We start from the raw sequence: 12,439 nt of genomic DNA, 5'->3' as shown, positions 1-12,439 counted from the left end.
AGGGGGGGCCTACTACAGACCAATTAGCGGCCTCGGAAACCCAGGTAGGGCAAGCCCGATCAACGGTCTCGTTAATTTGTCTGGGCTAGGCCATTGGGACGCATTCAATCGCCTGGTTTCTAAAGTTTGAAGCGGACGTGGATACAGCTTTTACGATCTGACCGATCCACCTCAACCGCCGCGCTGCCGTAGCCGGAATAGCTTTTGACCAAGCGCATGCCGAGGCCCGTGCCCGTCGGCTTAGGGTAATTATCAGGGAATCCATCGCCCTCATCCCTGACGGTGAGCAGGGCATGGTCGCCGGCATGCTTGACGCTCACCTCGATGTCGCCCTTGCCATACTTAAGGGCATTCGTGATCAGTTCAGAAATCACCAGCCCCAAGGGCGCCATTCTTTCTGGGGGCAGTACGAAGTCGTCAGCCTCTAGCGCAATTTTCCGGTCGGCTAAGGCTCTACCCAGATCCCCCAGCAGAGCAGTGAGGTAATCACGAGCACGAAGTTCTTGTTCTTCGGCAGCTTGGTACAGCCGCTCGTGAACCGTTGCAATGGTCACCACTCGGCCTGCGGCGGTTTCAAGTTGCAATTTGACCGCTGCATCAGGCGTGAGATTGGCCTGCAGCAACAGCAGTGTGTTTACCAGGTGAAGGCTGTTCTTGACGCGATGGTGGATCTCTTCGAGATAGAGGTCGCTTCGGTTTTGCTTGCTATTCTGGGCCTCGATGAGCGACAGCAATTGAGCTTCATATTGATGACGCTCGGTGATATCTCGCGATACGGCAATCATTCGCTCGACCTTGCCGTCCGCTCCGAGGATCGGCGCCACCGTCACGTCCCACCATTTTGGATCATCTGCAGAGATGGGGTGATAGGCCTCGAATCGAGCGGTTTCCCCGCCGCTGACTTTTCTCATAGCCTCGCAAACAAGTGAGCGAGACTCCTCGGGCCACAAGTCTTGCCACCGCTGGCCTTTCACGCCCGCCAGCTGGGTAGCCAGGAAGAGTAGCCCCGTTTCGTTCATGAACTCGATCTCGCCGCTTGAAGTCAGGATCTCGACCCAGTCTGGACTCGCGTTCAGAAGTGTTTCCGAATACGGATCGGGAAGAGGAATATCTCCTCCCGCAGATATTCGCTCAAGGGCCATGGAAATGACGTTGGAGATACCCTCCAAAAATACGAGATCGCTCTCTACAAAATCGTCCCCGTCACTGCTATCGGCTTCGAGGACGCCAAAGGGGCTGAGCACGCCCCGGATCGGGACGTTGATAGCCCGTTCGATTCCGTATTTCTTCAGCAATTCCGGTGTTCGGAAGCGGTTCTCCATGCCCAAATGGTTCGAGAGCACTGGCCTGTAGGTAGCCAATGCATAGCCTGCCGGGCTTGCTTCATCAGCACCCACAGTAGCCTGACCGATGTCAGAAGCGTCCCAGCCCACGCCATGGGACAAGACGAAGCCCTCCCCCTCCTCTGCCGGCTGCAGCACCTTGGCGAAGCGAGTGCTCATCCCCTCAGCGACGACTTCACAGGCATGGGTCAACAACAGATCCAGGTCAGTCACCTTCAAGGACATCACGCCGAATTCCACCACCAGTTCATGTTGACGGTGCAGGCGAATGTGGGTCTTCTTCAAGGCCGCTCGTATGGTTTCGTCAGCTGGCAGCTGCTGCATAGTCTTCCCTTCAGATTGACGGTATACGCCCCGGAACCCTACATGCCGTGAAGGCGGTTCGCTTGTCGCCTTCCTACGATAGCCGCTAATCCCAAGCGACGCTTGGCGCACCACTCATCGCTTCGGAGCAACGTCGTATGGCCGGGAGGCCCTAACGCATACCAGAAGCGAGCTAACGACGCATGACCAAAACCATTTTGATCGTAGAAGACGACGAGCTACTCAGAGATCTCACCGCAGAGAGTCTCTCGTCACTTTACGCGGTAACCATTACGTCCACGGCAAATGCTGACGAGGCGCTTCACCACCTTTCGCATGAAGAAACCCCTGCATTGGTAATGACCGATATCCACATGCCTGGCCGCATGGACGGATTAGGCCTGGCGCACGTCATTTGGCGCAGGTGGCCTACCTACCCGTGATTTTGACGTCAGGACACGCAATCATTGATACCCATTTACTTCCGGTGAGGGCGGCATTCCTGCCCAAGCCGTGGGGGATTACCGATCTGGCCTCGCTGATTAACAAGCTGGTAACCCTGCCCGCCATAGAGGCTTAAGCAAACCATGGGGGGCGCAGATGTCTATCAATCACTTGTCTCTATCTATGGAAGCAGCGTTGAGCGCCTTACATTGCGTCTGCTAGCTGATCAATCGACCATGGCTTGAACAGGTAGATCACAGGCGGGGTCACCTGCGACGCGTCAAGTTGATAGCCCGAGGTCAGAATCGCGGGCAGTCCAGGCCACCTCTCATGGGCCATGGAGATGAATTCCATTCCTTGAATGCTTCCAGGTACACTGTGATCCACAACGATCAGCGTGCATTCATCTTTAAGGCCCAACATGTTGATCAAGGCATCTTCTGCGTTATCGAATGCAGCGCAGGCGGCGCCCAATTCGCTAAGAATTTCCACCAGCAAGGTTCGAAGCGTCGGATCGTCTTCTATGACGATCACTGTCTTCCCTGACAGCGACAAACCCTTGATGTCGAGCCTCATCACCCACTCCAGTCCATAGTCCAATTACTGAGTGTTTCACTCATATGTCCGCACGTCGATGGGGGCTATGGGCCACCCTCTGCTCAGCGGCCTACCAACGTCGTCAAATGGGCCCGGCCTTCGCGCAGGAATATCTCCACCGCCTTAGGGCCTATACCCTCAAACTCCATTAGCCAGCGTTTAAAACCCTCAATGCCTGTGGCTCCCCGCAGTGTCTCAAGTTGGGCAGCCAGTTCCACCTCAAACTTGTTGGCAAGGGCATGTAACCGTCGGGCGGTGGATTCGTCGTATCGTGTGTACCCGGCCTGACCGAGTAACCTGACAAGTGCCGAATGAGAGGTTTGGAAAAGCTTCTGCGGCGTATTCAGCCCCTGCTCATAGACGAGGATTCGGTATGCCTTTACAGCCACGGTTGAGCGGATGGGCTTGCCCATGAGAAAACTGGCCAGCAACCATCTGAACAGGCCAAGGTCATCCGAGACCTCTATGCCGAGGTCACGGGCAGTTACGTCCTTCAACCTTTGCTACGACGCGGGTCATCTGAGCGGGGGTAGGTACGCTCCTCTTCGATGGTGCCGTCGGCCTTGTGGATTTTTACCGACGCGGTTTTGCCTTCAAAGAAATCTGAGAGTGAGCTCACCAGCTCCTGCTTCGTGGAGCTGCGTTTCGATGCCCGCTCAGCGCCAACTTTCTTGAGCTCCCATCCTTCCCCGGTTGGGTTGACATGATAAGTGTCCATCAATTTCTCCATTCGGCTACAGGGTTTCACCATCATCAAGAATGTCTTCCTCGGCCTCGGCAGCATCCGTGGTGTCGGCATCATTCAACGGCGGCGAGCTTGGCTTTTCAGGGTCATTAATGAACGGCACGCCGCTCAGGCCGTGCTCTTCAAGACCTTCAGTTTTTGGCTGCATGGTGATTCCTCCTAACCAGTTGTAAATTGGAGGTCGTCTTGTTGCCCATGTTCAGTTTTTACAGCCCATCATGTGGGGTGCAGCGGCTTCTAGCCTTCGCCCCGTCGAAAAACCACTACTTTGGAGACATTGGTTTGGCAGATGGCATCATCCTGGTTGTAAGTGATGCTTTCCAGCACAGCCATTCCCCGATCTGGCTTCGACTTGGAGGGAATGAGCTCTCTTGCCGTGGTGATGACGTGTAACTGATCTTCAGGCCTTACTGCTCTTGGCCATGAGATTTCACTCCCAGCGCCAATCAGTCCTCCTGCGAATGGAACACTCTCCACAAGCAGCCGCATCGTCACTGCTGCCGTATGCCAGCCGCTTGCTGCCAACCCACCGAAAAACGTTGCCTGCGCCGCATCGGCATCCGTATGGAAAGATTGCGGGTCGAACTCCGAAGCGAATCCAAGTATCCGCTCCCGAGTCATCTCATACGCTCCGCTGGTGAAGGAATCGCCAACGTTCAAATCTTCGAAAAAACAACCTGTTTGAGTTATCAGCAGCTATTTCCTACCTCCTGATTACCTCAGCGTTCGGCCAAGGACGGCGACGCTTATCAAGCTTGACCAAATGGGTGCGGCTTACAACCGCATGTCTCGAATCATGCCCCTAAACGACGTTTATAGGTTGCAGCTTAGAGGCCAGGATTGCTCATCACCCAACATCACGGATGTGCCACATGACTGCTACATCGCCCAGCGTTAGCGCACCAACTCAGTTCATCGACCTAGGTGATCGCCGCCTGGCTTATCGAACCATCGGCAGCGGCCAGCCAATCGTCCTGCTTGTACGCTATCGCGGCACCATGGACGACTGGGATCCACTGTTTCTGGACAACCTTGCTGAGCTCGGCTTCCAGGTCACAATTTTTGACTACAGCGGATTGGGCCAATCAGGCGGCTCCCCCAGCTACAATCCTGGGTCACTTGCGAAGGATGCTATCGAACTCATTCACGCGCTGCAGCTCGGCAAAGTGGTCGTCGGCGGATGGTCACTCGGCGGCATAGCCGCTCAGGTTGTACTCGCCCAAGCCCCACAAGTAGTAAGCCATGCCGTGCTGATTGGCACTACTCCCCCTGGGCACCTGGCAAAACCCGGCGAAGCGCTGTTCTACGAGATTGCTCGTCGAGAAAATGACTTTGAAGATTTCGTAAGCCTATTCTTCGAACCGGACTCTGGGGATAGCCGAGCGACAGCTGAGAGCGCCTGGGCGCGGCTTTCATTACGGACTCACGAACGTAGCCCTGAGGTTCCCTTTGAGTGGGCAGCCCAACAACTTGGCGAAGGCCCAAAGAATCCGGTTTTCCCAGTTGAAGCGGTACTGAATGCACTGAAAACCACCACGATCCCTGTGCTTCACCTGGGCGCTGATCACGACATCGTCTTCCCGGTTGAAAACTGGTATGCCCTGAGCCGCCAGCTTCCCACATTGACGCTAGTGAGCTTCGCTAGCGCAGGTCACGGCCCACATATGCAGTACCCGCAGGCGGCGGCTCGCCATATAGCCGCTTTTACGTCGGTTTACGCGGAATTCGGGGCCACCAGTGTGGCCCTTGCATTAAACAGACACCACGCGCCGAGCATCCCTCCGCACTGCCTGGGGCGGCACGCCATAACCACGAATGAAGACCTCTCGCATATGCCGGCGATCCCTGAACCCGGTTTCCTTCGCCACAACGTCCAGGCTATGACGGCTCTGCTCGATCATCAAGCGGGCTGCCTCCAGGCGCAGGCTCTCCACTGCCTTGGCGGGTGATTGGCCGGTCTCGGCAGTGAAGACGCGAGTAAATTGGCGGGGGCTCAAATGCACTGCTTCTGCGAGCTCCTCAACGCTTAATGGTCGGCTCAAATTCTTCCGCGCGTAATCGAGGGCAGTCTGAATCCGATCTGATTTCGGAGACAGTGTCAGCAGCTCGGAATGCTGGGATTGCCCACCGGAGCGGCGCTGATGCATCACTAACTTCCTTGCCACCGACCTGGCCATCTCGGTGCCGAGATCTTTCTCCACCATGCCCAACGCCATATCCAGTGCGGCAGTCATGCCCGCAGACGTCCAGATCTGCCCATCCACGATGAATATGCGGTCTTCCTCGACTTCGATATTCGGGTGCAACTCACGGAGCTTTTTTGCGTAGGCCCAGTGGGTCGTAGCTCGCCGGTTATCAAGCACGCCGGCCTGGGCTAGGACGAAGCAGCCGGTGCAGAGGCCTGCGGTACGTCTAGCGCTGTCGACAAAGCCCCGCACGCTTGCCAGCACTTGTTCGCTCGGCGGCGTCAGGGGGGTCAATGTGCCAGTGATCATCCAGGTGTCGGCCAGACCGGGAGCCCCCAGCGGCAGCGTGTCCATGTACATCCCCAAGGAAGAGCGCACCGTGCCGCCCTCGATGGAAAAATTCTGAATCTTGTAGACCGCTTCGCCAGCGACGATGTTCGCGAACTCGAACACAGCCTGTGTCGCCAGCGACATAACCTGGAAACCTTCGGTGATCAGATAGCCGACCCTGTGCATGGTTAAGCCCAATTCGTTGATGTCCTAAAAACGTATCATATGCGTCGTTTAAGACGAAAGCGACCTTCTGCATCATGGCTTCACAGCAAACAACGGAGCACGACCATGACGCAGCAATTCAAAGGCACTGCCCTCATCACCGGCGCCTCCACCGGCATCGGTTCTATCTACGCGGAACGCCTGGCACGCCGGGGTTACGACCTTGTGCTGGTCGCTCGCAATCGTGAAAGGCTCAACACTCTGGCCAGCCGGCTGACCACGGAAACCCGCCAGAACGTGGAAGTATTTCCGGCGGATTTGGCTGACGCGACCGATCTGGCCAAGGTCGAACGCAAGCTGCGTGAAGACGCCACTATCAGCCTGCTGGTGAACAACGCTGGCATCGGCACCCATACCGGCCTGCTGGAAAGTGATGTCGAGCGCATGGCCGAGATGATCACCCTCAATGTCACCGCCCTCACTCGCCTTACCTATGCAGCTATTCCAGGGTTTGTGGCTCGCAAACAAGGCGCCGTGATCAACATCTCCTCCATCGTCAGCCTGGCCCCAGAATTGCTGAACGGCGTGTACGGCGGGAGCAAGGCATATGTCACCGCTTTTACTCAGTCTCTGCACAAGGAACTGGCGGACAGCGGCATCCAAGTGCAGGCGGTGCTACCAGGGGCCACCGCGACGGACTTCTGGCAGATCGGTGGTTTGCCGGTCGAGAACCTCGATCCAGGCATCGTGATGTCGGCCCAGGATCTTGTGGACGGCGCTCTGCAGGATTTCGATGACCAGGTACTGATCTCCATTCCCTCAATGCACAACCTGCAAGCCTTCGAACGCTACGAAGCCAGCCGGCAAGCCCTGTTCAGCCAGCTGTCCAGCCACCAGCTGGCCCCGCGTTACAACGCCAACTGATCATCAAAGGAATCGGATCATGAAACTTAGTGAAAACACTATCTTCATCACAGGTGGTACTTCAGGCATTGGCCGCGCCCTAGCCGAGGCATTCCATCATCGTGGCAACAAAGTGATCGTTGCAGGACGTCGTCAGGCACTGCTGAATGAGATCGCCCAGGCCAATCCCGGTATCGATACCGTGCGCCTGGACATCAACGATCCGCAGCAGATCAGACAGGTGGCTCAAGAGGTGATCCGCCGTTATCCAGAATTGAACGTGATCATCAACAATGCCGGGATCATGCCTTTCGACAACCCGGCTTCCGGGGACTACGACGACGAACAGGCGGTGAGCCTCCTGCAGACCAACCTGCTGGGCCCAGTACGCGTCAGCGCTGCCTTCGTGGAGCATCTCAAGGGTCAACCGGACGCCTACATTATCAACAACAGTTCGGTGCTGGCCTACCTGCCGCTGGCAGCCACTGCCCTCTACTCGGCGACCAAGGCAGCCATTCACTCCTACTCGCTGTCGCAGCGGTTCAGTTTGCGTGACACCAGCGTCAAGGTATTGGAAATCGCACCGCCGTGGGTCGATACCGACCTCATTCACAAGAGCGGTGATGAACGCGCCATGCCGCTGAGTGACTTCATTCAGGAAACGCTGGCCAAGCTCGAATCGGCCACTACGGAAGTGCTGGTGGATCGCGTCCTCCCGCTGCGCGCCAACCAGGGAGCGAATGAGCACGAACTGATTCATCAGTTCAACCAGTCGCTGGTTGATAACCCGATACCCGTTGCCTGAAGCCGAACCCAAACCTATTCCGAGGAACTGAATATGACGCGTATCAATGCTCTGTCGCTCGAACAGGCCCCTTCCGCTGCCCGTACCTCCCTCCAGGGCGTTGAGAAAGGCCTGGGCTTCATCCCGAATGCGTTTGCCACCCTCGCCCATTCGCCAGCGGCGCTCAGTGGCTACTTGGCACTGTCGCAAGCGCTGAACAAGAACAGCTTGACCCCCGCCGAACGTGAGATTGCGGCGCTGGCCGCCTCCGAGGTCAATGGGTGCGACTACTGCGTTGCCGCACACAGCTTCTTCGGCAACAAAGTTGGCCTCAATCCCGACGATCTGCTAGCTGCACGTGCCGGCACGCTCGATGGCGTGGCTGCACTGGCCAGGGCGATCACCTTGAGCCGGGGCCAGCTCAGCGATGGGCAGTTGGCAGCCGCTCGTGAGGCAGGCCTGGACGATGCCAAGATCGTGGATGTAATCGCCCAGGTTTCTCTGCTCACACTGACCAACTACCTGAACAATGTGGCCATGACCGAGATAGATTTCCCTCCTGGCAAATGATGGTTGGGTGGAGCGAGCCCACTTGGTCACAGACGCTCCACGACATTTTCATTCCAAATGGGAAAGTCTTATTCAGTTAAGGCTATTTGCTCCGCAAATCGAAGCGAATAGCCTGCTCCCCTTATCGAATGCGAAAGAGGTAAAGCCAATGAAGGCAGTCGTTTATACCCAATCCGGTTTGCCAATCCATGATCCGCAATCACTCTATGACGCGGAACTACCCACGGCCAAACCCGGTGCCCGCGATCTTCTGGTGGAGGTCAAAGCTATTGCTGTGAACCCGGTTGATACCAAAGTCCGGGCAAGCCGTGGCGGGGAGCATCCACAGGTGCTCGGCTGGGACGCTGTCGGCGTCGTCCGTGAGATCGGAGCTGAGGTGACGTTGTTCCGACCCGGTGATGAGGTGTTCTATGCCGGCGCCATTGACCGGCCCGGCACCTACAGTGAGCTTCATGTGGTAGATGAGCGCATCGTTGGGCACAAGCCTCGCAGCTTGGATAACGCCAGTGCCGCCGCCTTGCCACTTACCGCTATCACTGCCTGGGAATTGCTGTTCGACCGCCTGGGCATTGAAGAGAATGGCGGCAAGGATCAACGCCTGCTGGTTATCGGGGCTGGTGGCGGCGTCGGTTCGATCCTGGTTCAGCTTGCCAGCAAGCTTTCGCAACTGACAGTCATCGGCACTGCCTCAAGGCCTGAAACCCAAGAATGGGTAAAGGAGCTGGGAGCCCATCATGTCATTGATCACACTCAGTCGATTCCGCTTCAGCTGGAGGCGCTCAAGCTCAATTCCGTTGACTATGTGATCAGCCTGACACATACCGATAGCTACCTCCCTCAGCTTGTGGAAGCGCTTAGGCCACAGGGCAAGCTCGCCCTGATTGACGACCCAGAGCAGCTGGATGTCATGCCGCTCAAGCGCAAGTCTCTATCGCTGCACTGGGAGCTCATGTTCACACGTTCACTCTACAAAACCGAGGACATGATCAAACAACACCAATTGCTCGAGCGTGTTTCACAGCTGGTCGATGATGGTGTTTTAAAGACAACCATGGGCGACCACTTCGGTACGATCAACGCAGAAAATCTGAAGCGCGCTCACTCCGTACTCGAAAGCGGAAAAGCTCGTGGCAAGATTGTCCTAGAAGGCTTCTGATCACTGCCTGTTGGATTTCCTGCGCCATACCTCGCTCCAACCTGACATGGATTATGGCGCAGTTCCGAAGTTAACTTCATCAACTCACCCAACTGTGGCCTTAGCTAGCGCCGCGATGTTATACCGATTCGCTCCCTCATCTCTGAGGTGATGAGTTGCTTGGTGCTGGCCATGTCTGCCCAAGGATCCTCGCCGGCAAGCTCATCCAGGCGCTCCTGGAGGTTGCTGATGTTCCATCTTGCTGCTGACTTGAGATCGACGATCTCCTCTCGGTAAATCGGGACAGATACAGGTAGCCCTTCACGAGCCCTGGCCGCATAGACATTGACCGTCGTAGCGCCTTTAGCGTTTCGCAAATAGTCGATGAAGATCTTGCCAATGCGATTTTTCGGGCCGAGCACAGCCGAAAACCGATCTGGAATGAGCTTGGCGATGTACTTCACCACCGCCTGGCTGAACGACTTCACCTCTTCCCATGAAGCCTTCGGAGTAAGCGGCACCATGATGTGGATGCCTTTACCACCACTGGTTTTGAGAAATGACTGCAGCCCAAGCTCATCAAGCACCACGAGGGTCAGTTGTGTCGCCTCTACCATCGACTTCCAGGGCAGTGCAGGATCAGGGTCAAGATCAAGGACGAAGCGATCTGGCTGATCAATGTGAGCTGTCGTGCCGTTCCAAGAATGCAGCTCGATGGTGCTCATTTGCACTGCCCCGACCAGAGCTTCGACACTATTGATCACCATGCCAGCTTTGCCCGCTTCGGCCTTCGGCACGGTCGTGATGTTGGGGATCGCCAGGCGATCAGCATTCTTCTGGAAGAACAGCTCTCCAGTGATGCCGTCAGGCGCTCGCACGAGCGCAATGGGACGTTCTTTGAGATGCGGCAGAAGCCATGGCGACACTTGCGCGTAATATTCGGCGAGATCGCGCTTTGTCAGTCCGCTGCTTGGGTCGATGACGCGCTCTGGGTGCGTGATCCTGACCTTGCCACTTGGTGGTTTGGTCGTCTCCTTCTTGGCAGACTTCGCCTCTTTCGGCGCAGGCGCCGGCTGCTCCACTGTGATGTCCTTGGCGGGTTTGTCAGTTCGGATGCCATGGAAGACTGCGTGCCGCACCACACCATCCGAGGTGATCTCGGCGAACATGACCTCAGCCAGGAGCTCCGGCTTCAACCAATGAATTCCCCTGGCGTCGACGCCCTTTGGCGGATTCACCACGGGCACTTTTTTCTGTTCCAGGGGCTGTAGCTTTTGCAGGATGGTGGCAAGCGTCGACTCGGTGAACCCAGTGCCCACCTTCCCAGCGTAACGAAGCTCTCCACTGTCCTTATCGGTGAGAGCAAGCACCAATGCCCCGAAGCCGCTGCGAGCACCTTTCGGATCGGTGAAGCCAACGATCACGAATTCCTGGCGATGCTTGCACTTGAGCTTAATCCACGAATCGCTGCGCCTTGATACGTAAGGACTACCGGAGCGCTTTCCGATCAGGCCCTCCATCTTCATTTGGCACGCACTGTTCATGAGCGCCTCAACGTCTTCAGTAAAGTCGTCCGAGAATCGAAGCAAGGGGTGCTCATTGCTTTCCATCACCTGTTTGAGCGCGGCTCGTCGCTGCTCCACAGGCACTAGCCGCAGGTCGGCGCCGTTGAGGTACGGAAGGTCGAACAGGTAGTAGATGATGCCCTGGCTCTTGCCCGCATCGAACGCGTTCTGCAGCAGCTGGAAATCGGGTACGCCATCAGCGTTCGGGACGACAATCTCACCATCGAGCCAGGCGCTTTCCAAACCGAGCTGCTTGATGGCTGCGGCCTGCTTCGGCAGCTTGTCAGTCCAGTCATGTCCATTTCGAGTGAACAGGCGCACTTCGTCACCCTCGACTCGGCAGAGCATGCGATAGCCATCGAACTTGATCTCGAAGCGCCACTCACTGCCCTGCGGACTCGACTCGACGAGCGTGGCCAACTGCGGTGCCAGCTTCTCTGGGAGGTCTGCCGGTACTGCATGAGCCGTTCGGAGCGGCTCGGCTTTATCTGGTAACTCACTCGTAGTTGAGGATTTAGGCTTGCCTCGTTTCTTGGGAATGACAGTTCGGTCGCTGAGCACGCTGTTCGGCTGCTCCGACACGACATCGTAATCAGCGAGCGGTCTGGCCGACTCGTCCTGGTATTTGATGAGGAACCATTGCTCCTGCTTGCCTTCGATATTGGTTCGAACCAGATTCCACAGGCCTGACAGCTTCTCGCCCCGCAGTTCGAACTTGAGTCGGCCTTTGCGGTAGGCCTCGTCCGCATCACCTTGAGGGATCCAGATACCGCGATCCCAGACGATCACCTCGCCGGCACCGTAATGCCCTTTGGGAATCGTTCCTTCAAAGGTGGCGTAGTCGAGCGGATGGTCTTCGACATGCACCGACAGCCGCTTCACCTTTGGATCGAAGCATGGGCCTTTCGGTATGGCCCAGCTCTTGAGCGTGCCATTGAGCTCAAGTCGAAAATCGTAGTGGAGCCTGGTGGCGTCGTGCTTTTGTACGCAAAACTGCAGGGCCTGAGGTTCGGTGCGTTTGCCTCGCCTTGCTGGCTTCGATGAGCCTGACGGCTCCGGCGAAGCGGCGAAGTCGCGCATTTGATTGTACTTCTCTAAGCCCTGAACCTTGTCCGAATCACCTGCGACTTGGCTCGCCTGGCCGCTAAGCTTTTCAACCAGCGTCTCGAGCGAAATACCACGCTGCTTAGCCTCAGCCTCCAGCGTCTGCAAAACCAAAGTATCTCGCAGCTCCTGCAAGGACTCACCGGCCTCCAGAGCATTCGCCTCTGACAACATTTGTAGCTGCTCAACCGCTTCCGGATGGTCGACGCTAAAAGCTAGGAAAGCCAAGGTGATGTCATCCATGGAACGATCCTCCAAGTAGCAG

At 56.7% G+C, this 12,439-nt stretch carries 13 protein-coding genes and 1 pseudogene; 6 read left to right on the top strand and 8 right to left on the bottom strand.

What is annotated here, in order from left to right; genetic code table 11:
* Positions 1–119 precede the first annotated feature (119 nt).
* Entirely contained in the window at positions 120–1,667 is a 1,548-nt protein-coding gene (locus RR51_RS03630; protein ID WP_039612646.1) for a sensor histidine kinase, read from the bottom strand.
* Between the two features lie 182 nt (positions 1,668–1,849).
* On the opposite strand from RR51_RS03630, the gene RR51_RS31175 reads away from it, so the two are divergent.
* The gene (locus RR51_RS31175; protein ID WP_177328639.1) at positions 1,850–2,089 is read left to right on the top strand and encodes a response regulator transcription factor; all 240 of its coding nucleotides are present in this window, start codon (positions 1,850–1,852) and stop codon (positions 2,087–2,089) included.
* Between the two features lie 205 nt (positions 2,090–2,294).
* On the opposite strand, the gene RR51_RS03620 is transcribed toward RR51_RS31175, so the two are convergent.
* From RR51_RS03620 to RR51_RS03605, 5 genes are all read right to left on the bottom strand, one after another.
* On the bottom strand, positions 2,295–2,666 hold the full coding sequence (locus tag RR51_RS03620; protein ID WP_039612645.1) for a response regulator: 372 nt from the start codon (positions 2,664–2,666) through the stop codon (positions 2,295–2,297).
* Between the two features lie 83 nt (positions 2,667–2,749).
* On the bottom strand, positions 2,750–3,184 hold the full coding sequence (locus tag RR51_RS03615; protein ID WP_039612644.1) for a hypothetical protein: 435 nt from the start codon (positions 3,182–3,184) through the stop codon (positions 2,750–2,752).
* On the bottom strand, positions 3,181–3,405 hold the full coding sequence (locus RR51_RS03610; RefSeq protein ID WP_039612718.1) for a DUF2188 domain-containing protein: 225 nt from the start codon (positions 3,403–3,405) through the stop codon (positions 3,181–3,183). The genes RR51_RS03615 and RR51_RS03610 overlap by 4 nt, the downstream gene beginning before the upstream one ends.
* A 16-nt stretch (positions 3,406–3,421) precedes the next feature.
* Entirely contained in the window at positions 3,422–3,580 is a 159-nt protein-coding gene (locus RR51_RS31170; RefSeq protein WP_177328638.1) for a hypothetical protein, read from the bottom strand.
* An 89-nt stretch (positions 3,581–3,669) separates the two neighbouring features.
* Positions 3,670–4,053: a MaoC/PaaZ C-terminal domain-containing protein gene (locus tag RR51_RS03605; protein ID WP_177328637.1), complete on the bottom strand. Its 384-nt coding sequence runs from the start codon at positions 4,051–4,053 to the stop codon at positions 3,670–3,672.
* A gap of 242 nt (positions 4,054–4,295) precedes the next feature.
* Here RR51_RS03605 and RR51_RS28850 point away from each other — a divergent pair.
* Positions 4,296–5,108, top strand: a pseudogene (locus RR51_RS28850) (alpha/beta fold hydrolase); the annotation flags it as partial.
* Between the two features lie 75 nt (positions 5,109–5,183).
* Here RR51_RS28850 and RR51_RS03600 read toward each other — a convergent pair.
* Positions 5,184–6,134: a GlxA family transcriptional regulator gene (locus RR51_RS03600; protein ID WP_039612642.1), complete on the bottom strand. Its 951-nt coding sequence runs from the start codon at positions 6,132–6,134 to the stop codon at positions 5,184–5,186.
* 105 nt (positions 6,135–6,239) lie between these two features.
* Here RR51_RS03600 and RR51_RS03595 point away from each other — a divergent pair, with 105 nt between their 5' ends.
* From RR51_RS03595 to RR51_RS03580, 4 genes are all read left to right on the top strand, one after another.
* Positions 6,240–7,037 (top strand): SDR family NAD(P)-dependent oxidoreductase, encoded by a 798-nt coding sequence (locus tag RR51_RS03595; RefSeq protein WP_039612641.1) that lies wholly within the window; start codon positions 6,240–6,242, stop codon positions 7,035–7,037.
* A 19-nt stretch (positions 7,038–7,056) separates the two neighbouring features.
* The gene (locus RR51_RS03590) at positions 7,057–7,821 is read left to right on the top strand and encodes an SDR family oxidoreductase (protein WP_039612640.1); all 765 of its coding nucleotides are present in this window, start codon (positions 7,057–7,059) and stop codon (positions 7,819–7,821) included.
* Positions 7,822–7,854: 33 nt separating this feature from the next.
* Positions 7,855–8,370, top strand: coding sequence for a carboxymuconolactone decarboxylase family protein (locus tag RR51_RS03585; RefSeq protein ID WP_039612639.1), 516 nt, complete (start codon positions 7,855–7,857; stop codon positions 8,368–8,370).
* 148 nt (positions 8,371–8,518) lie between these two features.
* Entirely contained in the window at positions 8,519–9,526 is a 1,008-nt protein-coding gene (locus RR51_RS03580) for a zinc-binding alcohol dehydrogenase family protein (RefSeq protein ID WP_039612638.1), read from the top strand.
* Between the two features lie 104 nt (positions 9,527–9,630).
* Here the strand turns inward: RR51_RS03580 and ligD are convergent, their stop codons facing one another.
* Complete coding sequence (ligD, locus tag RR51_RS03575; protein ID WP_082044637.1) at positions 9,631–12,417, bottom strand: DNA ligase D; 2,787 nt, start codon at positions 12,415–12,417, stop codon at positions 9,631–9,633.
* Positions 12,418–12,439 lie beyond the last annotated feature (22 nt).

Source organism: Pseudomonas sp. C5pp, from assembly GCF_000814065.1.
In the GTDB taxonomy this organism is placed as follows: Bacteria; Pseudomonadota; Gammaproteobacteria; order Pseudomonadales; family Pseudomonadaceae; genus Aquipseudomonas; species Aquipseudomonas asiatica.
The sequence above is the reverse complement of the archived record's forward strand: the minus strand, read 5'-3'. Positions and strand labels throughout refer to the sequence as shown.

Excerpts from the sequence above, each read along its gene's own strand:
- RR51_RS03595 (WP_039612641.1), top strand. The coding sequence starts at position 6,240 with ATGACGCAGCAATTCAAAGGCACTGCCCTCATCACCGGCGCCTCCACC.
- RR51_RS03610 (WP_039612718.1), bottom strand. The coding sequence starts at position 3,405 with ATGGACACTTATCATGTCAACCCAACCGGGGAAGGATGGGAGCTCAAG.
- RR51_RS31170 (WP_177328638.1), bottom strand. The coding sequence starts at position 3,580 with ATGCAGCCAAAAACTGAAGGTCTTGAAGAGCACGGCCTGAGCGGCGTG.
- RR51_RS03590 (WP_039612640.1), top strand. The coding sequence starts at position 7,057 with ATGAAACTTAGTGAAAACACTATCTTCATCACAGGTGGTACTTCAGGC.
- RR51_RS03630 (WP_039612646.1), bottom strand. The coding sequence starts at position 1,667 with ATGCAGCAGCTGCCAGCTGACGAAACCATACGAGCGGCCTTGAAGAAG.
- RR51_RS03580 (WP_039612638.1), top strand. The coding sequence starts at position 8,519 with ATGAAGGCAGTCGTTTATACCCAATCCGGTTTGCCAATCCATGATCCG.
- ligD (WP_082044637.1), bottom strand. The coding sequence starts at position 12,417 with ATGGATGACATCACCTTGGCTTTCCTAGCTTTTAGCGTCGACCATCCG.
- RR51_RS03620 (WP_039612645.1), bottom strand. The coding sequence starts at position 2,666 with ATGAGGCTCGACATCAAGGGTTTGTCGCTGTCAGGGAAGACAGTGATC.
- RR51_RS03600 (WP_039612642.1), bottom strand. The coding sequence starts at position 6,134 with ATGCACAGGGTCGGCTATCTGATCACCGAAGGTTTCCAGGTTATGTCG.
- RR51_RS03585 (WP_039612639.1), top strand. The coding sequence starts at position 7,855 with ATGACGCGTATCAATGCTCTGTCGCTCGAACAGGCCCCTTCCGCTGCC.
- RR51_RS31175 (WP_177328639.1), top strand. The coding sequence starts at position 1,850 with ATGACCAAAACCATTTTGATCGTAGAAGACGACGAGCTACTCAGAGAT.
- RR51_RS03605 (WP_177328637.1), bottom strand. The coding sequence starts at position 4,053 with ATGACTCGGGAGCGGATACTTGGATTCGCTTCGGAGTTCGACCCGCAA.